We start from the raw sequence: 22714 nt of genomic DNA, 5'->3' as shown, positions 1-22714 counted from the left end.
CCCGCGTGAAGGCTTGCGGTTGCGCTACTCTTGATGTATGTCGGCCAGGCTGCTCCTTCAACGACCACGTTGACGCATCGACGTCGACGTGGCGGCCCCTCCTTCGCGAGGGGTCGTTTCATGTGACGGACGGCCCGTTGGCCCTGTGACCCCAGATGGAGACCGGAGCGGAAGCGTGAGCAGCGACGAGCAGTACGACCCACGGGCGGTTCAGGACAAGTGGCAGGCCCGCTGGGCGGAGCTCGACCCCTTCACGGCCGAGGACAAGGACGACGGCCGCGAGCGGCGCTACGCGCTGGACATGTTCCCCTACCCCAGCGGTGACCTGCACATGGGCCACGCCGAGGCGTTCGCCATCGGCGACGTCGTGGCCCGTTACTGGTTCCAGCGCGGCCACAACGTCCTGCACCCCATCGGCTGGGACTCCTTCGGCCTGCCCGCCGAGAACGCCGCGATCAAGCGCGACTCGCACCCCGCCGAGTGGACCTACGCCAACATCGAGACGCAGGCCGCCTCGTTCCACCGGTACGCACCGTCCTTCGACTGGACGCGCCGCCTGCACACCTCCGACCCCGAGTACTACAAGTGGACGCAGTGGCTGTTCCTGCGCTTCTACGAGCGGGGCCTGGCCTACCGCAAGGGCGGCCACGTCAACTGGTGCCCGAAGGACCAGACCGTCCTGGCCAACGAGCAGGTCGTCGGCGGGCACTGCGAGCGGTGCGGCGCGCTGGTCGAGAAGCGCGTGCTGACCCAGTGGTACTTCAAGATCACCGACTACGCGGACCGGCTGCTGGACGACATGGCGCAGCTGGAGGGCAAGTGGCCCGAGCGCGTCCTGCTGATGCAGCGCAACTGGATCGGCCGCTCGACCGGCGCCGACGTCGACTTCGTGATCGAGGGCCGGGACGAGCCCGTCACCGTCTACACCACCCGTCCCGACACCCTGTTCGGCGCCACCTTCATGGTCGTCGCCGCCGACGCCGCGCTGGCCGAGGAGATCTGCCACCCCGACCAGCGGGCCGCGTTCGAGGCCTACCGCGAGGAGGTCTCCCGGGAGAGCGAGATCGAGCGGCTGTCCACCGAGCGCGAGAAGACCGGCGTGTTCCTGGGCCGCTACGCGGTCAACCCGGTCAACGGCGAGCGGCTGCCGGTCTGGGCGTCGGACTACGTGCTGGCCGAGTACGGGCACGGCGCGATCATGGCGGTCCCCGCGCACGACCAGCGCGACCTGGACTTCGCGCTGAAGTTCGGGCTGCCCGTCCGCGTCGTCGTGGAGACCGGGCTGCCCGACCCCGCCGAGACCGGCATGGCCACCCCCGGCGACGGCCGGCTGGTCAACTCCGGCCCGATCGACGGGCTGGCCAAGGGCGACGCCATCCCCCGCATCATCGAGGTGCTGGACGAGCGCGGAACCGGACGCGCCTCCGTCAACTTCCGGCTGCGCGACTGGCTGGTGTCCCGGCAGCGGTTCTGGGGCTGCCCGATCCCGATCGTGCACTGCGCGGCGTGCGGCGAGGTCCCCGTCCCCGACGAGCAGCTGCCCGTCCGGCTGCCGGACAACCTGCGCGGCGCCGACCTGGCGCCCAAGGGCACCTCGCCGCTGGCAGCCGCGTCCGACTGGGTCAACGTCGAGTGCCCCAAGTGCGGCGGCGCGGCCAAGCGCGACACCGACACCATGGACACCTTCGTCGACTCGTCCTGGTACTACTTCCGGTACTGCTCGCCGGGCTACGAGGGCGGCCCGTTCGACGTCGAGCAGGTCCGCCGGTGGATGCCGGTCGACCAGTACACCGGCGGCGTCGAGCACGCCATCCTGCACCTGCTGTACAGCCGGTTCTTCACCAAGGTCCTGTACGACATGGGCATGGTCGACTTCACCGAGCCGTTCACCCGGCTGCTGAACCAGGGCCAGGTGATCCTGAACGGCAGCGGGATGTCGAAGTCGACCGGCAACCTGGTCGACCTGGGCGACCAGATCGCCGAGTTCGGCGTGGACGTCGTCCGGCTGGCGATGCTGTTCTCCGGCCCGCCCGAGGACGACATCGACTGGGCCGACGTGTCCCCGCACGGCATGTCGAAGTTCCTGACCCGGGTGCACCGCATCGCCGCCGAGGTCTCCTCCGCGCCCGGCGCGGACCCGGCGTCCGGCGACACCGAGTTGCGCCGCGCCACCGCCCGCACCGTCGACGAGGCCACGAAGATGGTCGAGACGCAGCGGTTCAACGTGGCGATCGCGCGGATCATGGAGCTGGTCACCGCGACCCGCCGGGCGATCGACTCCGGACCCGGCGCCGCCGACCCGGCCGTCCGCGAGGCCGCCGAGGCGATCGCGGTCCTGCTGTCGCTGTTCGCCCCCTACACCGCCGACGAGGCGTGGGAGCTGCTGGGACGCACCGCGCCGGTGATCCGCGCGGGCTGGCCGCAGGCCGACCCGGCGCTGCTGGTGGAGGAGTCGGTGACCTGCGTCGTGCAGATCGCCGGCAAGGTCCGCGACCGGCTGGAGGTGCCGCCCGGCATCGCCGGCGAGGAGCTGGAGCGGCTGGCGCTGGCCTCCGCCAAGGTCCAGGACGCGCTGGGCGGCGCGGAGATCGCCAAGATCATCGTCCGCGCCCCCAAGATCGTGAACATCGTCCCGAAGCGCTAGCGGACGGGGCGGCACGCAGAGGCGGCCGCGGGGATCGTCTCCCGCGGCCGCCTCTCAGCGTCGCCACCGCGCCCGCGCGGGGCCGCGTTCGCCCCCGTGGGGGCGGCGCGCTACATCTTGCGCAGGACCGCCACGACGCGCCCGAGGACGGACGCCTCGTCGCCGGGGATCGGCTCGTAGGCGGAGTTCTGCGGCATCAGCCAGATGTGGCCGTCCTTGCGCTTGAACGTCTTCACCGTCGCCTCGCCGTCGATCATGGCGGCGACGATGTCGCCCTGCTCGGCGACCGGCTGCTGGCGGACCACGACCCAGTCACCGTCCGCGATCGCCGCCTCGATCATCGAGTCGCCGGTGACCTTCAGCAGGAAGTGGGTGCCCTCGCCGACGAGCTGCTTGGGCAGCGTGAAGACGTCCTCCACGGCCTCCTCGGCCAGGATCGGGCCGCCGGCGGCGATCCGGCCGACGAGCGGGACGTAGGCCGGCGCGGGCCGCGTCGCGGTCTGCTGGCCGCCCACCGCCTCGTAGGAGTCGGGCTCGGTGCGGACCGGCGTCGCGCCGGGGACCCGCACCTCGACCGCGCGCGGGCGGTTCGGGTCGCGCCGCAGGTACCCCTTGCGCTGCAGGGCCCGGAGCTGGTGCGACACGCTGGAGGTGCTGGTCAGGCCGACCGCCTCGCCGATCTCGCGCATCGAGGGCGGGTACCCCCGGCGCTGGACGGAGTCGCGGATCACCTCCAGCACCATGCGCTGCCGCTGGGTCAGGCCCGTCTCGTCCTTGGGCCCGTCGGGCAGCTCCCGGACCTTGCTCATCGCTCGTCGCCTCCCGGGCGCCTCGATCCGTCACTCCTTGTCATGAACGCTATCGCGTCCGGACGAAATGATCAAACAATTGTTCGAAGATGTGCTCGCGTTTCGCCGGTGTGCTGCGATACAACATCGTACAGGCGTTCGATCGAAAATTCATTCGAAGTCGAGGAGGGTGGAGATGCCCGATTCGCCGTCCGGTGAACGCGTCCCGCTGCGACTCACCCGCCGCGGGCGCGCGGTGCTGGTCGCCTTCGCCGCCGCCGTCACGCTCGCCGCCCTCTGGCTGGACGGCGGCACCGGCGCCTTCGCGGGCGGCCGCGCCGACCACCACGGGCGTTCCGGGCGCGTCCGGACCGCCGTCGTCGAGCCCGGCGACACCCTCTGGGGCATCGCCGCCGCCGCCGACCCCGGTGCCGACCCGCGCGTGACCGTGCAGCGGATCATCGACCTCAACGGGATGGGCGGCGACCCCACCGTACAGCCGGGCCAGCGGCTCGTCCTGCCCGGCTGACCCCTTCCGGCCGGCCTCCCCGGACGCTCCGCGGCGACACGCCCGGGGCCGGAATCCGATCGTCCGACGTGAGCTGGATCTACGCGGCGGATGTGACGCGGGTCTACTCCCGAGGCCCCGGATCAGGTTGCGTAGCCCTGCGCCGAGCCGTACGGTTGACCACAACATCTAGTAGTCACACCGATGTAAGTCACCTATATATGGCGGGTCGTCGGTGTGACTCGTTTCCGTCAGGGGAGGGATAGCGCGTGCACTGCCCGTTCTGCCGCAACCCTGACACCAAAGTGATCGACAGCCGCGCCACCGATGACGGCAGCGCCATTCGGCGCCGCCGCGCGTGTGCGGAATGCGGCAAGCGATTCACCACGCAGGAGAATGTGCTCGTGATGGTGGCCAAGCGCAGCGGGGTCACCGAGCCGTTCTCCCGGGAAAAGATCATCGCCGGGGTGCGCAGGGCCTGCCAGGGCCGCCCGGTGGACGAGGATGCGCTCGCGAAGCTGGGGCAGCGGGTCGAAGAGGCGATCAGATCGTCCGGATCCGCGGAAATCCCCTCGCACGAGGTCGGCCTCGCGATCCTGGGGCCCCTTCGTGAACTCGACGAGGTCGCCTATCTGCGATTCGCCTCGGTCTACCGGAGCTTCGAGTCGCTGGACGACTTCGCCAAGGAGATCGAGGCACTGCGGAAGGCCGGTTCCTCGGGGGAGCCCGGCCCGCCCCGGTAGGGGCGGTTCCGGATATACGAGAAGCACATTGTTAAGGAGCCTCCGCACGGGCATGGCCCGGGCGGCGGCGGAGTTGTTCCTGTACAGGGCCCGGCGGGAGGGCCCGGGAGGGGGAAGGCATGACGGAGACGGTCAGCGGCCCGGCACGGCGCGGCAAGGGGGGCCGCAAGGGGCTGAAGGTGGAGCGGATCTTCACCACGCCCGGCGTCCACCCCTACGACGAGCTGCGCTGGGAACGCCGCGACGTCGTCATGACCAACTGGCGCGACGGCTCGGTCAACTTCGAGCAGCGCGGTGTGGAGTTCCCCGACTTCTGGTCGCTGAACGCGGTCAACATCGTCACGTCCAAGTACTTCCGCGGCGCCGTCGGCACCCCGCAGCGCGAGTGGAGCCTCAAGCAGCTCGTCGACCGCGTCGTCGGCGTGTACGTCCGGACCGGCCTCGAGAACGGCTACTTCGCCTCCGAGCAGGACGCCGAGGTCTTCGAGCACGAGCTGAAGTACGCGCTGGTCCACCAGCTGTTCAGCTTCAACTCGCCGGTCTGGTTCAACGTCGGCACGAGGTCGCCGCAGCAGGTGTCGGCCTGCTTCATCCTGTCCGTGGACGACACGATGGAGTCGATCCTGGACTGGTACAAGGAAGAGGGCGTGATCTTCAAGGGCGGCTCGGGGGCCGGCCTGAACCTGTCCCGCATCCGCTCCAGCAAGGAGCTGCTGTCCTCCGGCGGCACCGCCAGCGGCCCCGTGTCGTTCATGCGCGGCGCCGACGCGTCCGCCGGGACGATCAAGTCGGGCGGCGCCACCCGCCGCGCCGCCAAGATGGTCGTGCTGGACGTCGACCACCCCGACGTCGCCGAGTTCATCGAGACCAAGGCGCGCGAGGAGAACAAGATCCGCGCGCTGCGGGACGCCGGGTTCGACATGGACCTCGGCGGCAAGGACATCGGCAGCGTCCAGTACCAGAACGCCAACAACTCCGTCCGCGTCTCCGACGAGTTCATGCACGCCGTCGAGTCCGACGGCGAGTTCGGGCTGCGCGCCCGGATGACCGGCGAGATCGTCGAGACGGTCAAGGCCAAGGAGCTGTTCCGGCTCATGGCCCAGGCCGCCTGGGAGTGCGCCGACCCCGGCATCCAGTACGACGACACGATCAACGACTGGCACACCAACCCCGAGTCGGGCCGGATCACCGCGTCCAACCCGTGCTCGGAGTACATGTCGCTGGACAACTCGTCCTGCAACCTCGCCAGCATCAACCTGCTGAAGTTCCTCACCGACGAGGGGACCTTCGACGTCGCGAAGTTCGTCAAGCTCACCGAGCTGATCATCACGGCGATGGACATCTCCATCACCTTCGCCGACTTCCCGACCGAGAAGATCGCGCAGACCACCCGCGACTACCGGCAGCTCGGCATCGGCTACGCCAACCTGGGCGCGCTGCTGATGGCGACCGGCCACGCCTACGACTCCGAGGGCGGCCGGTCCCTCGCCGCGGCCATCACCTCGCTGATGACCGGCGTCGCCTACCGCCGCTCCGCCGAGATCGCCGGCGTCGTCGGCCCGTACGAGGGCTACGCCCGCAACGCCGAGGGCCACAAGCGGGTCATGCGCAAGCACGCCGCCGCCAACGACGACATCCGCACCCTCGACGACATGGACAAGGCGATCCACGCCGCCGCCGCCAAGCAGTGGCAGGAGTGCCTGAAGGCGGGCGAGAAGCACGGCTACCGCAACGCGCAGGCGTCGCTGCTGGCCCCGACCGGCACCATCGGCCTGATGATGGACTGCGACACCACCGGCATCGAGCCGGACCTCGCGCTGATGAAGTTCAAGAAGCTCGTCGGCGGCGGCTCGATGCAGATCGTCAACCAGACGGTGCCGCGCGCCCTGCGCAAGCTCGGCTACCAGCAGGAGCAGATCGAGGCGATCGTCGAGTACATCGGCGAGAACGGCCACGTCGTGGACGCGCCCGGCCTGCGCCCCGAGCACTACGAGGTGTTCGACTGCGCGATGGGCGAGCGGGCGATCAGCCCGATGGGGCACGTCCGGATGATGGCGGCGACGCAGCCGTTCCTGTCCGGGGCGATCTCCAAGACCGTCAACATGCCGGAGCAGGCCACCGTCGAGGACATCGAGAAGGTGTACTTCGAGGGCTGGCGGCTCGGCCTGAAGGCCCTGGCGATCTACCGCGACAACTGCAAGGTCGGCCAGCCGCTGTCGGCCGCCGGCAAGAAGGAGGAGCCCAAGGCCGAGGGCGCCCCGGTCGACGCCGGGTCGGCGGCGCCGCGCCCCGTCCGCAAGCGGCTGCCGAAGCAGCGGCCCGCCACCGTCACCCGCTTCTCCGTCGCGGGCGCCGAGGGCTACATGACGGCCTCGTCCTACCCGGACGACGGTCTCGGCGAGGTGTTCCTCAAGCTCGGCAAGCAGGGCTCCACCCTCGCCGGCGTGATGGACGCGTTCTCCATGGCGATCTCCATCAGCCTCCAGTACGGCGTGCCGCTGGAGACCTGGGTGGAGAAGTTCACCAACATGCGGTTCGAGCCCGCCGGGATGACCGACGACCCCGACATCCGCATGGCCACCTCGGTGATGGACTACATCTTCCGCCGCCTGGCGCTGGACCACCTGCCCTACGAGGAGCGCGCGGGCCTCGGCATCTTCACCGCCGAGGAGCGCGCGATGCAGGCCAACGGCGAGGACCCGGCCACCCTCCACGCCGAGGACGAGATCGAGCACGAGACGCTCGCCCAGTCGGCGGAGATCACCCGTCCGGCGGCCCCGGCGCCCGCGCCCGAGGCGCGCTCGTCGATGGAGGTCATCGAAAGCCGGCAGGGCCGCACCGCCGACGCGCCGCTCTGCCTCACCTGCGGCACGAAGATGCGCCCGGCGGGCAGCTGCTACGTCTGCGAAGGCTGCGGCTCCACCAGCGGCTGCAGCTGATCCGGGATAGAGCCGCAGGGCACGCGGCGTCCGGCGCTCGGATGCCTTAGGCGCTGGTCACGGGCGGTGGCGGGACATGTCGTCCCGCCACCGCCCGACCTGTGTGCCCGGACCGCCCGGCGGCTCAGCCCGTGGCCCGGACCCGGCGGACGTCGTCGTCCGGGCGGTCCCCGTCGAGCCGCGCCACGAGCCGCAGCTCCTCCTCGGCGGTGCTCTCGATGTGCCGCATCGCCACCCGCAGCAGCCACGGGGCCATGACCGAGGTCACGATCGCGATGAGCACCACCACGGTGTACGCGGCGGTGTTGAGCACGCCGAGCCGGAGCCCGACCATCGCGACGATGACCTCGACGACCCCGCGCGCGTTCATCCCCGCGCCGAGGGCGAGCGCCTCCCAGCGGTTCAGCCGGCCCATCCGGGCGCCCAGGTAGGCCCCGGCGAACTTGCCGAAGACCGCGATGAGGAGCAGCGCCGCCGCCGACCCCAGGACCACCGGGCGGGCGAGCGCCCCCAGGTCGATCCGCAGGCCGGCCGTCGCGAAGTAGACCGGTGCCAGGAACGCCAGCGTGAACGTGCGCAGCGGGGCGATCCGCCGCAGGTCGACGGCCCCGCTGGAGCCGATGACGATGCCCGCGACGAAGGCACCGAAGACCGACTCCAGGCCCATGGCCTGCGTTGCCGCCGCCCCGAGCAGGACCAGCACCGCCGTCCCGGCGATGACCGGCATGGGGTCGGAGAGCCGGGCGAGCGGCCGCAGCGTCAGCCGGGCCAGCGGCATGCCCGGCAGCGCCGCGAAGAGCACCACCACCAGCAGCCAGCCGGCGGAGCGGGCGATGGTCCCGGTGGTGACGCCGGACGCCGCCATCGCGGAGACCACCGAGAGCATGAACCAGCCGAAGGCGTCGTCGATCGTGCCCGAGGCCAGCGTGAGCTGGCCGACGTTGCGGTGCAGCAGGTCCATGTCCGCCAGCGTCTTGGCGATCACGGGGATGGCGCTGACGCACATCGCCACCCCCACGAACAGCGGGAACACCGCGGAGTCGCCGTGCTCGGCGCGCAGCGCGCCGGGCAGCAGCAGCCCCGCCGCGATGCCGAGGCCGAAGGGGACGGCCAGTCCGGTCCCGCTGACCCACAGCGCGGTCCGGCGCTGCCGGCGCAGGAACCGGAAGTCCAGCTCGGTTCCGGTGACGCCGACGAGCAGGAGGACCCCCACCTGCCCGACGGCGTCCAGCATGTGCGTCGGTTCCGGCCGGTGCGGCAGCAGCCAGGCCGAGAGGTCCGGCGCGACCCGCTGGAGGACCGAGGGGCCGAGGAGCACGCCCGCGCACAGTTCGCCGACGATCGCCGGCATGCCGAGCCGCCTCGCCAGCAGGCCGAGCAGGAGGGCGAGCAGGCCGAGCGTCCCGACCTGGAGGAGGAGGACCAGCAGGGAGTGGGCGGGCATCGGGGGGACGGGCGCCGCGAGCACGCGAGCCTCCAGGGTGCGGGGACCGGGCGGGGACAGTCAGGCGTTCCGCTTCGGCTCGTGCACCCGGCCGTCCTGGCCAGAAGGTAAGGCGGTTCTTCGGACCCGCTCTAATGAGTCGCTGGTGAACGGGTAAACGCGCACCTTCCAGGCCCCCTTCTCCTGGCCCGCGGTGTCAGGCGCCGGGCCTGGGACGCAGGTTGCGGTAGCCGGGGTGCACGTCGGGGCGCAGGCCCTGCTGGTCGGCCATGCGGCGGAGGAGGACGAGGAGCCGGTCGTGCTCCTCGTCCGTGAGGGCCTCGCAGAGCAGCCGCTCGTGCTCCATCCCCGCCTGGGCGAGTTCGCCGAGCAGGGTCTCGCCCTTCCCGGTGAGGTGCAACGCGTAGACGCGGCGGTCGGCCGGGTTCCTGCGGCGTTCGATGAGGCCGCGTTCCTCCAGCTCGTCGGCGAACGGGACGAACCGGCTCGGTGGCATGCCGAGGTCGTCGGCGAGCTCGCGCTGGCTGCGGCCGGGGCGGGCGGCCAGCATGCGCAGCAGCCCGGCCTGCGCGGGGGTCAGGTCGAGGCCGGTGATCCGTTCGGCGAACAGCCCGGCCGCGTGCGCCCCGAGCTGGGCCAGCAGGAAGGCGACGCCGGGCCGGGGCATGGGTGCGCTCGCGGTCATGGCGACATCGTAGCCGCTTGACGATCGTTCCATTTTGTAATCATTATCAGACGTATACGGTTCGTTGAGAGGAGAGACCCATGAACACGCAGACCACACCGCGGCCCGCTGGATCCGGGCGCCGCCCGCAGGCGGGCCCGCCGCTGCTGCTGCCCGTCCTCGCCTTCACCGCGCTGACCGTCGCCTACGTGGTGGCGAACCGGGCGACGCCGCATCCGGACGCGTCCGGCGCCGAGGTGCTGCGGTACGCCCGGGACCACGGGACCGCCGTCAAGGCCGGGACCTTCCTGCTGCTCGGGTCGGCGTTCCCGCTCACGGTCGCCGCCGCCGCGTTCTACCGGCGGCTGCGCGCGCTGGGCATCACGGCGCCGGGCTCGGCGATCACCCTGGCCGGCGGGGTCCTCGCGTCCGGCATGCTCGCGCTCAGCGCCATGTTCGGCTGGGCCGGAGGGCGGCTCCCCGCGGACGCGAGCCCGGCGCTCGCGCGGGCGCTGGCCGACCTGTCGTTCCTGTCCGGCGGCCCCGCCTACGCCGCGACGTTCGCCCTGCTCGTCGCGGGCCTGTCGGTGACGGGCCTGCTCGCCGGGCTGCTGCCGCGGCCGGTGGCCTGGATCGGGCTGGCGATCGCCCTCACCGGCATGGTCGGGACGCTGACCCTGGTCGGCTCCGGCTTCGCCTTCCTCGTCCCGGTCGTCCGCTTCGGCGGGCTGCTGTGGCTGATCGCCGCCACCGCGCTGATGCCCCGCACCCGCCACGAGGTGCGGGCCCGCGACGGGGTCGCGGCGGCGTGAACGTGCGATTCCCGCGTCCGGCGCGGGATCGAGCCGGGAAACCGGCGGCGGACGAGTCCGCCGCCGGTTTTCCATTGGTGCCGTCAGCCGGTCCGGAAACTGCCGGTCGGGGACACGTGCGCGCCGTACCCAGGGGAAATGAAGGTGAACGGCGGCGGGACGGGGACGGCGCAGAACGGGTCCGAGTAGAACAGCAGCCGGGCCGTGCCGTAGTTGGCGACCACGTGCGCCCCCGGCGGGAAGGATTGGCAGCTCGACGAGGCCGGATATTCCTTCAGCCGGGTGCCGGCCCAGGAGACCTGCCCGCCCTCGGTGACGAAGACGATGATCCTGCCTTCCGGCTGCGCGGCCCGATCCCGCGCCTCGGCGGCGGGGGCCGCCGACGCGGCCAGGACCGCGGCCGTGAGCGCGGTGGCGACGGTGGCGATGCGTGAGGGGAGGGGCATACCGCTCCTTGCGAGTCGGGTGGGGAACGCCGCGATGATGCCCGGCCCTTGCCGCCGCATAACGATGAGCAAGTTCCTTGTCACCGTTCGTGGTCAATGTCGGCGAGCCATTGGCCTCTGACGTGCGGTTACCTTGTGATCGACAATTTCGGTCACGGATCGTCATTGACCGGTGACGATAAGTCAATTAGCTTGACTCGCTGTCAGGAAGGCCGGTCCCCGGCCGCCTGAACCGCCTCCCGCGTGTGCACTGGAAAGGGCTCTGACCTGCAATGTTGCATACTCTCATCGTCGGGATGGGCAGGGCGGGTCAGGGCCTGCACCTGCCCTCGCTGGCCAAGGTGCGCGCCGCCGCGCCCGGGCTGCTGGCCCGGGGGCCGGTCGTCGCCTTCGACCCGCTCCGCCCGCCGGGCGACGTCCCCGGCATGATGCGGGCGGAGTCGCTGGAGGAGGCGGCCCGGTGCCGCCCGCCCGCGCGGACCGTGGCGCACCTGTGCACGCCGCCGCAGGCCCGCGGCGCGCTGCTGGACCGGCTGGCCCGGCTCGGCTACCGCAAGATCATCGTGGAGAAGCCGCTAGCCCTGGACCTGCCCGGGCTGGCGGAGGTGGCCCGGATCCGGCGCCGCTGGGAGCTGGACGTCACGGTCGCCACGCACTGGATCGACAGCGCCCTCACCCGGCGGCTCCGGGCGGCGGTGGCGTCCGGCGAGTTCGGCGCGCTGCGGCGGATCCGCGTGGTCCAGAACAAGCCGCGGTTCACCCGCAGCATCGCGGCCCGCGACCATCCGACCGCGTTCGACGTCGAACTGCCGCACGCGCTCGCCGTCGTGCTCAGCCTCGCCGGGGGCGCGCGGATCGCCGACGCGTCCTGGGACGACCTGGTCCTCGGACGGACACGGGTGCCGCGCCTCGGCCGCGCCCGGCTGCGGCTGGAGCACGCCTCCGGCGTCCGCACCGAGATCGACTCGGACCTGACCTCCCCGGTCCGCGAGCGCAGCATCACCCTGCACTTCGACCAGGCCGTCCTCGTCGGCCACTACCCGTGCAGCGACGCCGACCACACCGCCCAGCTGCGCACCGTCCGCCCCGGCGAGGAGGCGACCCGGACAGTGTTCACCGACGACGCGTTCCCGGCGTTCCTGCGCGGCGCGTACGTCCGCTACGCGCGGCCGGCGACCTCGATGCACCGGACGCTCCCGGTGCAGGTCGACGCGGTCCGGCTGCTCACCGAGGCCAAGCGGCTGTGCGCCGAGTCCGGCGGCCTGCAGGAGGGGGCCCGCGATGCCGGCGCGATCCGCTGAGGGCCCGCCGGACGGGATCCGGCTCGCCGGCATCGGCGACGAGGCCGCGCCCGCCCTCGCGGACCAGATCGGCGCCGTGGCGGAGCTCGGCTGGAACCGGCTGGAGCTGCGCACGATCGGCGGCACGCCCGTCGCGCGGCTGGACGAGCGGGCGTTCCGCCGGGCGGCCGAGCGGCTCGCGGCGGCGGGGACGGACGTGGCGGCGGTCGCGTCCAAGATCGGCGACTGGTCGCGGCCGGTCACCGGCGACTTCGCGCTCGACCTCGACGAGCTGGAGATCCTCGCCCGCCGCTGCACCGTCCTCGGCACCCGGCTGGTGCGGATCATGTCGTACCCGTCCGGCGGCCTGGACGACGCGGAGTGGGGCCGCCGCGCCCGCGAGCGGCTGCGCGAGCTGGCCCGGCGCGCCGAGGACCACGGGCTCGTCCTGGCGCACGAGAACTGCGCCGGATGGGCGGGCGGCCGCGCCGACCGGATGCTGGACCTGGTCACCGGCATCGGCGGCCCGGCGCTGCGGCTGCTGTTCGACATCGGCAACGGCGTCGCCCACGGGTACCCGCCGCTGCCGATGCTGCGCGAGATCCTCCCGTACGTGGTGCACGTCCACGTCAAGGACGCGCGCGTCGGGAAGGACGGCGAGGTCGCCTTCGTGCCGCCCGGGGCCGGGCAGGCGGACGTCGCCGAGTGCCTGCGGTCGCTGCTGCGGAACGGGTACGGCGGTGTGCTGTCGATCGAGCCGCATCTCGCGCTGCGCCCCCACCTCGGCTCGGGCTCGGGCGACCCGGCCGCGTTCGTCGCCTACGGGCGGGCCCTCGAGGGCCTGATCGCCGGGCTCGGCGTCGCCGGAGGCGGGCGGTGACCGCGGCCGTCCTCCCCGCACCGCTCGGTCCCGGCGACCGCGACCTCCTCCTCCGGCTCCTCCGCCTGCCCACCGCCGGGCCGCTGGAGCCGGACGCGCCGCCGCCGAGGCTGGCCGAGGCCCAGGTCGCCTACCGGCGACACGCGGCCCGGATCGGGCTGCGGGTCGTCCGGCACGCCCCGGCCGGGCCCGCCGACCTGGACGGCGGCCCGGTTCCTGCGGCGGTCCGCGCGGCCGCGGCACGTCCCGGGTTCCTCGCCTGCCAGCCCAGCCTCGTGCTCCGCCTCGGGCCGGACGACCTCCCCGCCGACCGCACGGTGATGTTCAACGTGCACCTGGACACCGTCGCGGGGCGGCAGCCGGTCGCGTTCGACGGCGACCGCTTCCACGGGCGCGGCGCGATCGACGCCAAGGGCCCCGCCGTGGCGCTGCTCGCCGGGATCCGCGCCGCGCGCGCGGAACGTCCGGCCCTGGGCCGCGACGTCGGCGTGCTCGTGCAGGCCGTCGCGGGGGAGGAGGGCGGGGCGATGGGCGTCTTCGGCACCCGGCCCCTCGTCCGGCGCGGCTACACCGGACGCCTGAACGTCTTCTGCGAACCGACCGGCGGTCGGTACCTGACCCGCAGCACCGCCGCGATGACCGCGCGCATCGTCGTGGACGGAGACGACGCCGTCGACGACCGGCCGGGCCACGGCCACAACGCCAGCGTCCTGCTGGGCTTCCTGGCGCAGCATCTCGGCAACGCGCTAGGTTCCTCGGTGCCGGACGCGACCGTGTGCGTCGCCGGCCTGCACACCGGCACCCGGCACAACAAGGTGTACGGCGGCGGCTCCCTGCTGCTCAACCTCGCCTACGGCTCCCCGGAGGCCGCGCGCCGCCTGGAACGGCGCCTGCGGGACGCGCTGAGCGAGGGGCTGACGGAGTTCGCGTTCGCCTTCGCGGGCACGCCGCTGTTCGGCCGGACCGCCGCCGACGCCCGCGCCGTCACCCGGCTCGAATGGCTCAAGCGCGGGCTGCCCGTGCTCGACGACCGCGACGCCTGGGGCCACGCGCTGCTGCGCGACCGCGCCGGCGTCGCGCCCTGGCCGTCCGGCGAACCCGCCTTCACCTGCGACGCGATCTGGATGTCGCAGGTCCCGGGTGCCTGCACCGTCGTGCTCGGCCCCGGGGATCTCGCCGCCAACAACGCCCACGCCGACGGGGAGTTCGCCGGCGCGGGCCAGCTCGCGGACTTCGCCGCCACCGTCTCCCGCGTCCTCACCGCCTTCACCGACGACCTGAATGGATCACCGTGACCACGACCTCGCCGTTCCGGCGCCCCTCGCCCGTCCCCGACCGGCCGGACGATCCCGGCACCGCCCGGCGGACGGCCGCCCCGTCCGTCCGGGCGGCCTATACCGACCTGCTCGACTTCGCCGTGGCGGTGTTCCGGCGCCAGGGACTGCCGTCCGCGCGGGCGGACGCGGCGGCGCGCGCGCTGTGCTACGGCGACCTCACCGGCATGACGTCCCACGGCCTGACCAACCTCACCCGCCTCTACCTGCCGCTGTTCGAGGACGGACGGGTCGACCCCGGCGCCGAACCGCGGCCGGTCGCCGACCGCGGGGCGTCGGTGCTGCTGGACGCCCGGCGCGCGCTGGGCCTGTGGGCGGCGGAGGCCGCCATGGACCTCGCCGTCGAGCGCGCCGCCACCTTCGGGATCGGCATGGTGGCGGTGCGCGGGGCCACCCACTTCGGCTGCGCCGGGCACCACGCGCTGCGCGCGGTGCAGCACGCCATGATCGGCCTGGTCGCCGCCAACTGCGGCGGGCAGCGGATCGCGCGGCCGCCCGGCGGCGCGGTGGCGATGCTGGGCACGAACCCGCTGAGCGTCGCCGCGCCCGCCGGCCCGCATCCGCCGTTCGTGCTGGACATGAGCACGACCGCCGCCCCCACGGGCCGGGTCCGGCAGGCCGCCCGCGAAGGGCGGCCGCTCCCCGCCGGGGTGCTGCGCGACGACGGCGGCACCCCGGTCACCGACCCGTCCGCCTTCGACGAGGGGCGGGCGCACCTGATGTGGCTCGGCGGCGAGGCCGGGCAGTACAAGGGGTTCGGGCTCGGCATCGCGGTGGAGGTCCTCGCCGCGGTCGTGTCCGGCGCCGCGCTGGGCGCGCATCCGGACGCGCTCGACGGCGACGGCGGCCCCACCGGCCGCGACGACGGCATCGGGTTCCTCACCGCCGCGATCGCCCCGGACGCGCTCCGCACAGGCGCCGCCCTCGACGCGGGCACGCTGTTCGGCGCCCTGCTCGGCTGCCCGCCCTCCGACCCCTCCGAACCCGTCCGGTATCCCGGCTGGCACGAGCACCGCCGCGCCCAGGAGCGCCTGCGCACCGGCGTCCCGCTGAGCGAGGACCTCTACCGGGAACTGCGCCGCACCGCGGCGCGCCTCGACGTCCCCGCCCCCGCGGCGCTGGAGCGGGCATGACCGCGCCGCTGCGGGTCGCCGTCATCGGCCTCGGCGTCATCTCCCGCTTCTACCTCGCGGCGCTGCGCGACTCGCCCTCCATGCGGCTGGCCGCCGTCTGCGACAGCGACCCCGCCAAACCGGCCGCCTGCCCCGTGCCCGGCTACACCGACCATGTCCGGCTGCTCGACGAGGAGCGTCCAGACGCCGTGGTGGTCACCGTGCCGAACGACGTGCACCTGCGGGTGTGCGCCGACGCGCTGGAGCGGGACGTCGCCGTCTGCGTGGAGAAGCCCCTGGCGCTGGACGTCGCGCAGGGGGACGCGTTGCGGCGGCTGGCCGACCGGCGGAACGTCCCGCTGTTCACCGCCTTCCACCGTCGCTACAACGCGGCGGTCGCGCGGCTGCGGGAGCAGTGCGCCGGCTCCCGGATCACCGAGGTGACCGTCCGCTACCTGGAGCGCATCGAGGAGCACGCCGGCGACGACGGCTGGTATCTCGACCCGGGCCGCTGCGGCGGCGGATGCGTCGCCGACAACGGCCCCAACGCGTTCGACCTGCTGCGCCTGCTGCTCGGGCCCGCCGACACGGCGCCCGAGGTGGTGGCCGCCCGGATCGAGCGGGACGCCCGCGGTACCGACCGGCGCGCCGACGTCCGGCTGCGGAGCCGGACGGCCGCCGCGCGGATCCTGCTCGACTGGTCGTATTCCGGCGAGCGCAAGGACGTCGAGGTGCGCCTCGCCGACGGGCGCACGCTCCACGCCGACATGCTCGACGGCCATCCCGGCTTCAAGGGCTCCCTGTGGCACGAGTACGTGGGCGTGCTGCGGGACTTCGACCGGCGCGTCCGGGCGCCCCGGACGCCCGACGGCGGCCTCGCGGCGCTCCGGTTCGTCCGGGCCGCCTACCACCTCGCGGAGACCCGGATCGCCGAGTGCCGCGCGCCCGCCGCGGCCGCTCCGCCGCAGGCCGGGACGGGGACGGGGAGCGGTGCGCGGACCGGAGGCGACGGATGAACCCGCTCGAGGACGGGCCGAAGAGCGCGGTCGCCGCGACGCTCGTCAAGGTCCTGGCGCACCGCCGGACGGACCGGGGCATGCGGCTGGAGCCGTTCGCCAGCCGCTGCGTCCGCGCCGGTGAGGTGCACGAGCTGGTGGCCACCGACCACGGTGAGACCGCGGCCGGCGCGCGCATCGACCGCGTCGCGTTCCTCGGGTTCGCCGAGATCAGCGCGGGGGGCGTGCTCGACCGCGGCGACGAACTGTGGATCGCCGGGCGGCGCATCGGCGTCCTGCTCGGCTTCGACGGCTGCCACCTGCCCAACCACTACAACGTGCTGGTCCGCGCCGAGCCGGCGCGCAGCGGGACCGAGCTCGGCCTGGCGCCGGGCGAGCGGCTGGCGTTCTGCCAGGGCGCCGCGCCCCACTGAGAATCGGCCGAAAAAACAGCCGGCGCCCGAAATGGAAGGGCCGGGCAATTCGGCGTGCCCGGAAGGCGGTCCATTCCCGTGACGCGACATTCGTCGGGAAGACATCAATCCCTTACCTGCGGCGCATGTTCCGGCGGCAATGGGCGCGGGCAGGGTTAACGACGCGAAGCGGAATCCGGCCCACCACGGCGGATACGCGGAGTTTCGCTCGTCCACCCGGTTCACCGAATGGTGCAGGAGGAGAACGAAATGGTCATGGCCACCACCCAGTCCAATCGGCTCGAAGAGCGGTTCCGGCTGTGGGACCGCAACGGCAACGGCGTCATCGAGCGGTCCGACTTCGAGCGCGAGGCCGACGACATCATCGCCCGGCTCGGCGCCCAGGGCACCCCGGAGGCCGACGAGCTCCGGCGGACCTACCTCGGCATGTTCGACAAGCTGTCGGAGGCGGCCGGCTCCCCGCGGATGACCCGCGGGGAGTTCCTGAGCGCCGCGGAACAGGAGATCATCAGCAAGGGCGACGCCGGGTTCTCCGCCGTGGTGCGGCCGACCATCGAGGCCATCGTCGGCATCCTGGACCGCGACGGCGACGGCGAGGTGTCGCCGCCGGAGATGCACGGCTGGTTCGCCGCCATCGGCCTGGACGGAGAGGTCGCCGACCGCGCCTTCCGCGAGCTGGACACCGACAACAGCGGACGGCTGTCGGTGGACGAGCTGGTCGACGCGGTCCGCGACTACCACCTCGGCCGCAACGACATCCCGCTGCTCGGCCGCTGACCCGGATCACCAGGAAAGAGCGCCGTCCGGGAGGTTCCGCCGCCATTCGGCCCGCGGGGCCGGACCGCGGGCCGGCAATTCCTCCCGGACGGCCCCGCCGCCCTCTCACCTCCGTGTAGGAAATCGTGCAGACAACACCGCCGGCAGCCCCTTGTGCCGTCCCGTCGGCCTCCATTCCCTTCTTCGACCAGGCCGCGAGTTTCCAGAAGCACTGGGAAGGGATCAGAAAGCACCTCGATGACGTCCTGGACAACGGCAAGTTCTCGCACGGCGCGAAGGTCGCCGAACTGGAGGTCCGGCTCGCGGCGTGGACCGGGGCGGGCCATGTCGTGGCCGTCAACTCCGGCACGGACGCGCTGATCCTGCTGCTGCGCGCCGCGGGGCTGGAGCCGGGCGACGAGGTGATCGTCCCCGCCTACTCGTTCATCGCCACGGCCAGTGCCGTGGTCCTCGCCGGCGGCGTCCCGGTCTTCGCCGACATCGAGGAGCACGGCACCGGCCTCGACCCGGGCGCCGCGGACGCCGCGGTCACCGCCCGCACCTCGATGATCATGCCGGTGCACCTGTTCGACCGCATGGCGGACCTGCGCGGGCTGGGCGCGGTGGCGCGGCGCCGCGGCCTGGCGATCGTGGAGGACAGTGCCGAGGCGATCGGCATGCGGATGGACGGCGTCCACGCCGGGCTGCACGGCGCCGGCGGGGTGCTGTCGTTCTTCCCCGCGAAGACGCTCGGCGGCATCGGGGACGGCGGCGCGGTGCTCACCGACGAGGAGTCCGTCGCCGAGACCGCCCGGATGCTCCGCCACCACGGGCGCGGCGGCCGCACGATCGACAACTTCCCCGGCATCTCCAACGCCACGGTCGTCCCGGGACGCAACAGCAAGATGGACGACGTCCAGGCGGCCGTCCTGCAGGCCAAGCTCACCACCCTCGACGCCGACATCGCGCGCCGCGCGGAGCTGGCCGGACGCTACGACGCGCGGCTGCGCGGGGTGCCCGGCGTCCGCGGCGTTCCCGGCTCGCTCCCACCGCGCCCGGGAAGCGACCGCGTCCCGTACGTCCACCTCCTGCAGGTCGAGGACCGCGACGCCCTCGCCGCGCACCTGGCCGGCCGGGGGATCGGGACGGAGATCTACTATCCGGTCCCGCTGCACCTCCAGCCGTGCTTCGCGCATCTCGGCCACCGGCCCGGCGACTTCCCGCGCGCGGAGGCCGCGTGCGCGGGCGCCATCGCCGTCCCGCTCTATCCCGACCTGTCCGACGAGCAGGTGGACCGCGTCTGCGACGAGATCGAGCGCTTCTACGCGGGGAGGCCGCGATGACCGCCCCGCCCGTCGCGACGATCCCGTTCTTCTCGCCGGACCTGTTCGAGGAGGACCGCGACGCGCTGCTCCGCATCGTCCACGCCGTCGGGACCGGCCGGGACCAGAGGTTCATCCTCGGCGAGCGGACCGCGCGGCTCGAACGCGCGCTCGCCGCCCGGATCGGCGCCGGCGGCGTCGTCGCCTGCTCCAGCGGCACGTCCGCGCTCACCCTGGTGCTGGCCGCGATGGACGTCGGTCCCGGCGACGAGGTCGTCGTCCCGGCGTTCGGGTGCGCGCCGCTGGCCGCCACCGTCATCGACGCCGGCGCCCGGCCCGTGTTCGCCGACATCGACCCGGTCCGGCTCACCGTCGACCCGGCCGCCGCGGAGCCGCTGATCACGCCGCGCACCCGGGTGCTGCTGGCCGCCCACATGTTCTCGGTGATGGCGGACATGCCCGCGTTCCGGGCGCTGGCCGACCGGCGCGGGGTCCGCCTGATCGAGGACTCGGCGCTCGCCCAGGGCGGGAGGCTGCGGGGCCGCCCGGCGGGCCGCTGGGGGGACGCGGGGCTCTACTCCTTCGTGCAGGTGAAGACGTTCGGCATGCCCGGGGAGGGCGGCGTGGTCATCACCGACGACGCCGGCCTCGCCGCGGACGTGCGGATGCTCCGCAACCACGGCCAGGACGGCGTCCATCGCTTCGTCCACCACCGGATCGGCCACAACAGCCGCTTCGACGAGGTGATGGCCGCGTTCCAGCTGCACCGGCTGGCCGGCCTGGACGACCGGCTCGCCCGCCGCGCGGAGATCTCCGCCTACTACTCGCGCCGCTTCGCGCCGCTCGCGGAGCGCGGCCTGACCGCGCCGCCGGAGGGCGGGGACGGCCGCTTCCCCTACGTGTACACCGTCCTCACCGACGACAGGGACGCGCTGGACGCCCATCTGGCCGCGCACGGCGTCACCGCGCACGTCTACTACCCGCGCCCGCTGCCGGCCCAGCCCGCGTTCGCGCCCTACGCGCGGCCGGGCGGGTCGTGGCCGAACGCCGAGTCCGCCGCGCGGCGCACCCTCTCGCTGCCGCTGTATCCGAACCTGACCGACGCGCAGGTGGAGCACATCGCCGACACCGTCTGCGCGTTCACCGACGTCCACAGGGGGACGAGATGAGCACGGCGGGCCAGACGAACCAGCGGACCGCACTCCGGCGACCCGTCGCCACCGGGCACGGCGACCTCGCCGCCTACGCCCGCCTGGCCAAGCTCGACATCTACGACTACTACCTGGGACTCCTGGTCGTGTGGACGCTGCTGGCGTCCGGCGTCCGCTGGAAGCCGCAGACGTTCGGGCTGCTCGCGCTGGTCCTCCTCGCGGAGGTGGTCGTGGTGGCCGCCATGGTGGGGTTCGACGACGTCACCGGGTACCGCGACGGCAGCGACGCGGCCAACTACGGGTCCGACGCCGCGCGGCGCCGGCTGGCCCGCAAGCCCCTCGTCGCCGGGACGCTCACCGAGGCGCAGGCGCTGCGGTTCTCGTGGGCGGCCACCGCGATCGGTTCGGCCCTCTGGGCCGCGGTGGTCGCCGCCGCGCCGCACCGTCCGGTGTGGGCGGTCGTGCTGGCGGCCCTGTGCGTGGCGGCGTCCGTGCAGTACTCGTGGGGGCTGAAGATCAGCTACCGCGGGTTCCAGGAGCTGTTCCTCATCGGCCTCGGCGTCGGCTGGACGCTGGTGCCGTACGCGCTGCTGACCGGCGGGGCGAGCGGCTTCGTCGTCGTGCAGGCGGTGCTGTTCGGGTCCGGGCCGATGCTGTTCGGGCTGTACTCCAACACCAACGACGCCGACGGCGACCGCGCCGCCGGGCGCATCACCGTCGCCACCCTCGTCTCCGCGCCGGCGCACCGGGTGTTCGTCGCCGCGATGACCGGAGCGCAACTCGCGCTCATCGCCGGATCGGCGGCGGCGGGCGCCGCACCGTGGTGGTTCCCCGTCGCCATGCTCCCGCTCGTCGGGATGCGGCTGGCGCACCTGGTGATCGGCTTCCGCGGCGACATCCTGCGCGCGCGCCGGATCGCCATCCACGCCCACCGCGTCACGGTGGTCCTGCTGGTCGTCGCCGACCTGACCGCCGGGGCACTGGCATGACGGCCGGGCGGCCCGCGCTGGACGTCGCCGTGGTGGGCGCGGGCCCCGCCGGGCTCGCGACCGCGTACGCGCTCGCGGAGGCCGGGTGCACCGTCCGGGTCCTGGAGGCCGCCGGCGCCGTCGGCGGGCGGACGCGGACGGTCCGCGAGCACGGCTGCCTGATCGACACCGGCGCCGAGATGTTCCCGGGCCGCGCCGGCTACCCCGCGACCTGGCGGCTCATCACCGCGCTCGGCCTGGACCGCGATCCCGCGGCCGTGCCGAACGTCCGCGACGCCCTGGCGGTGTGGCGGGACGGCCGCCCTCGCCCGCACGCCGGCCGGCCCCTGGGCCTGCTGACCGGAGCGGGCCTCGGGCCGCGGGCACGGGTCGACCTGCTCCGGCTCCGGTCGCGGCTGGCCCGGCTGGTGCGGCTCGGCGACCTCGACCCCACCCGTCCCGAGGTCTCCTCGCTCGGCGCGGACACCGTCGCGGACCTCGTCCGCCCCTACCACCGGGACGTGTCCGAGCACCTCATCGGCCCGCTCGTCAGCGGCTTCTTCGGCTGGGACCCCGGACGCTCGGCCGCCGCGCCGCTCGCCGCCCATCTGGCCACGTGCGGCAGCTCCGCGTCCTGGCACACCTACCGCGACGGCATGGACACCCTGGCCCGCGCCCTCGCCGACCGCCTGGACGTCAGCACCGGCCATCCCGTCACCCGCGTGACCCAGCAGGGCGACGTGGTCCGGCTGGAATCCCCGCGCGGTGACGTCGCCGCGCGCGCGGCGGTGCTGGCCGTGCCCGCTCCCGTCGCGGCGCGCCTGTACGCCGACGAGCGCCCCGCCGTACGGGCCTTCCTGGACGACTGCGGTTACACGGCGATGCTGCGCGTCAGCCTCGTCCTGGACGCGCCGCTGGCGCCCGGCGGTCCGCGGTCCGGCTTCGCCACGCTGATCCCCGCCGCCGACGACCCGCTGCTCGGCGTCGTCACCGCCGACCACCACAAGCATCCCGGGCGGGCGCCCGCCGGCGGCGGGCTGGTGTCGCTCATCGCCTCGCCGCTCGGCTGCGCCGACCTCTTCGGGCTGCCGGACGGGACGGTCGCGGAGCGGCTGGTCGCGCGAGGCGAGCGCTTCGTCCCCGGCCTGGCGGCGCACGTCGTCCACGCCCGCGTGCACCGGTTCGAGCACGGGCTGCCCGAGGCGACGCCGCGCGCGCTGGGGCTGCGCGGCGCGTTCGCCCGGCGCCCGGTCTCGGCGGTCGAGTACGCGGGCGACTGGGTGATGCTGCGCCCGTGCAGCGAGGGCGCCGTCGCGTCCGCCGCGCTCGCCGCCGAACGGGTCCTGGCCTGCCTCGCGGCGCGCTCGGGTCCGCCGAGGGCGGATCCCGGCGGCGGGCCCGCCCGCCCGGCGGCCCTGAGCCGGACCGCGCGGCCCCGCACCGCGGCCGAGTTCCGGACCGCGGGCGATTCCCGTCCCGACGACCAGAGGTGAG

Annotated in this window: 20 protein-coding genes; 16 read left to right on the top strand and 4 right to left on the bottom strand. The window is 73.6% G+C overall.

Annotated elements, in window-relative coordinates; translation table 11 throughout:
- The first annotated feature begins 175 nt into the window (after positions 1 to 175).
- Positions 176 to 2644, top strand: a complete 2469-nt coding sequence (gene leuS / locus J4557_RS13220; RefSeq protein WP_208266788.1) for a leucine--tRNA ligase — start codon at positions 176 to 178, stop codon at positions 2642 to 2644.
- A gap of 110 nt (positions 2645 to 2754) precedes the next feature.
- On the opposite strand, the gene lexA is transcribed toward leuS, so the two are convergent.
- Positions 2755 to 3453, bottom strand: coding sequence for a transcriptional repressor LexA (lexA, locus tag J4557_RS13215; RefSeq protein WP_208266787.1), 699 nt, complete (start codon positions 3451 to 3453; stop codon positions 2755 to 2757).
- Positions 3454 to 3628: 175 nt separating this feature from the next.
- Between lexA and J4557_RS13210 the strand changes: the two genes are divergently transcribed.
- The 3 genes from J4557_RS13210 to J4557_RS13200 all read left to right on the top strand — a co-directional run bounded on the left by J4557_RS13210 (position 3629) and on the right by J4557_RS13200 (position 7622).
- The gene (locus J4557_RS13210) at positions 3629 to 3961 is read left to right on the top strand and encodes a LysM peptidoglycan-binding domain-containing protein (RefSeq protein WP_208266786.1); all 333 of its coding nucleotides are present in this window, start codon (positions 3629 to 3631) and stop codon (positions 3959 to 3961) included.
- 248 nt (positions 3962 to 4209) lie between these two features.
- Positions 4210 to 4683: a transcriptional regulator NrdR gene (gene nrdR / locus J4557_RS13205; protein WP_208266785.1), complete on the top strand. Its 474-nt coding sequence runs from the start codon at positions 4210 to 4212 to the stop codon at positions 4681 to 4683.
- A 119-nt stretch (positions 4684 to 4802) separates the two neighbouring features.
- Positions 4803 to 7622 carry a vitamin B12-dependent ribonucleotide reductase gene (locus tag J4557_RS13200; protein ID WP_208266784.1) on the top strand — a complete coding sequence of 940 codons (2820 nt, stop codon included), beginning with the start codon at positions 4803 to 4805 and terminating at the stop codon, positions 7620 to 7622.
- 124 nt (positions 7623 to 7746) lie between these two features.
- On the opposite strand, the gene J4557_RS13195 is transcribed toward J4557_RS13200, so the two are convergent.
- Together J4557_RS13195 and J4557_RS13190 are read right to left on the bottom strand one after the other, a co-directional pair.
- On the bottom strand, positions 7747 to 9066 hold the full coding sequence (locus tag J4557_RS13195; protein ID WP_208266783.1) for a cation:proton antiporter: 1320 nt from the start codon (positions 9064 to 9066) through the stop codon (positions 7747 to 7749).
- 196 nt (positions 9067 to 9262) lie between these two features.
- Positions 9263 to 9751 (bottom strand): MarR family winged helix-turn-helix transcriptional regulator, encoded by a 489-nt coding sequence (locus J4557_RS13190; RefSeq protein WP_208266782.1) that lies wholly within the window; start codon positions 9749 to 9751, stop codon positions 9263 to 9265.
- An 80-nt stretch (positions 9752 to 9831) separates the two neighbouring features.
- Here J4557_RS13190 and J4557_RS13185 point away from each other — a divergent pair, with 80 nt between their 5' ends.
- The gene (locus J4557_RS13185; protein ID WP_208266781.1) at positions 9832 to 10542 is read left to right on the top strand and encodes a PIN domain-containing protein; all 711 of its coding nucleotides are present in this window, start codon (positions 9832 to 9834) and stop codon (positions 10540 to 10542) included.
- A gap of 83 nt (positions 10543 to 10625) precedes the next feature.
- On the opposite strand, the gene J4557_RS13180 is transcribed toward J4557_RS13185, so the two are convergent.
- Positions 10626 to 10988: a hypothetical protein gene (locus J4557_RS13180; RefSeq protein WP_208266780.1), complete on the bottom strand. Its 363-nt coding sequence runs from the start codon at positions 10986 to 10988 to the stop codon at positions 10626 to 10628.
- A gap of 296 nt (positions 10989 to 11284) precedes the next feature.
- On the opposite strand from J4557_RS13180, the gene J4557_RS13175 reads away from it, so the two are divergent.
- From J4557_RS13175 to J4557_RS13125, 11 genes are all read left to right on the top strand, one after another.
- Positions 11285 to 12289, top strand: coding sequence for a Gfo/Idh/MocA family oxidoreductase (locus J4557_RS13175; RefSeq protein ID WP_243775653.1), 1005 nt, complete (start codon positions 11285 to 11287; stop codon positions 12287 to 12289).
- Positions 12270 to 13148: a sugar phosphate isomerase/epimerase family protein gene (locus J4557_RS13170; RefSeq protein ID WP_208266778.1), complete on the top strand. Its 879-nt coding sequence runs from the start codon at positions 12270 to 12272 to the stop codon at positions 13146 to 13148. Before J4557_RS13175 ends, J4557_RS13170 begins: the two co-directional genes overlap by 20 nt.
- Positions 13145 to 14443, top strand: coding sequence for a M20/M25/M40 family metallo-hydrolase (locus tag J4557_RS13165; protein WP_208266777.1), 1299 nt, complete (start codon positions 13145 to 13147; stop codon positions 14441 to 14443). The genes J4557_RS13170 and J4557_RS13165 overlap by 4 nt, the downstream gene beginning before the upstream one ends.
- Complete coding sequence (locus tag J4557_RS13160; protein WP_208266776.1) at positions 14440 to 15615, top strand: Ldh family oxidoreductase; 1176 nt, start codon at positions 14440 to 14442, stop codon at positions 15613 to 15615. The genes J4557_RS13165 and J4557_RS13160 overlap by 4 nt, the downstream gene beginning before the upstream one ends.
- Positions 15612 to 16610 (top strand): Gfo/Idh/MocA family protein, encoded by a 999-nt coding sequence (locus J4557_RS13155; protein ID WP_208266775.1) that lies wholly within the window; start codon positions 15612 to 15614, stop codon positions 16608 to 16610. The genes J4557_RS13160 and J4557_RS13155 overlap by 4 nt, the downstream gene beginning before the upstream one ends.
- Positions 16607 to 17023, top strand: coding sequence for a DUF6917 domain-containing protein (locus J4557_RS13150; RefSeq protein WP_208266774.1), 417 nt, complete (start codon positions 16607 to 16609; stop codon positions 17021 to 17023). Before J4557_RS13155 ends, J4557_RS13150 begins: the two co-directional genes overlap by 4 nt.
- 249 nt (positions 17024 to 17272) lie before the next feature.
- Positions 17273 to 17800, top strand: coding sequence for an EF-hand domain-containing protein (locus J4557_RS13145; RefSeq protein ID WP_208266773.1), 528 nt, complete (start codon positions 17273 to 17275; stop codon positions 17798 to 17800).
- 125 nt (positions 17801 to 17925) lie between these two features.
- Positions 17926 to 19122, top strand: a complete 1197-nt coding sequence (locus J4557_RS13140; RefSeq protein WP_307799725.1) for a DegT/DnrJ/EryC1/StrS family aminotransferase — start codon at positions 17926 to 17928, stop codon at positions 19120 to 19122.
- A complete protein-coding gene (locus tag J4557_RS13135) occupies positions 19119 to 20270 on the top strand; it encodes a DegT/DnrJ/EryC1/StrS family aminotransferase (protein ID WP_208266772.1) in 1152 nt (383 codons plus the stop codon). Before J4557_RS13140 ends, J4557_RS13135 begins: the two co-directional genes overlap by 4 nt.
- Positions 20267 to 21241, top strand: a complete 975-nt coding sequence (locus J4557_RS13130; RefSeq protein WP_208266771.1) for a UbiA family prenyltransferase — start codon at positions 20267 to 20269, stop codon at positions 21239 to 21241. The genes J4557_RS13135 and J4557_RS13130 overlap by 4 nt, the downstream gene beginning before the upstream one ends.
- On the top strand, positions 21238 to 22713 hold the full coding sequence (locus tag J4557_RS13125) for a protoporphyrinogen/coproporphyrinogen oxidase (protein WP_208266770.1): 1476 nt from the start codon (positions 21238 to 21240) through the stop codon (positions 22711 to 22713). The genes J4557_RS13130 and J4557_RS13125 overlap by 4 nt, the downstream gene beginning before the upstream one ends.
- Position 22714 lies beyond the last annotated feature (1 nt).

It is taken from the genome of Actinomadura nitritigenes, assembly GCF_017573545.1.
GTDB classification, from domain to species: Bacteria; Actinomycetota; Actinomycetes; order Streptosporangiales; family Streptosporangiaceae; genus Spirillospora; species Spirillospora nitritigenes.
The sequence above is the reverse complement of the archived record's forward strand: the minus strand, read 5'-3'. Positions and strand labels throughout refer to the sequence as shown.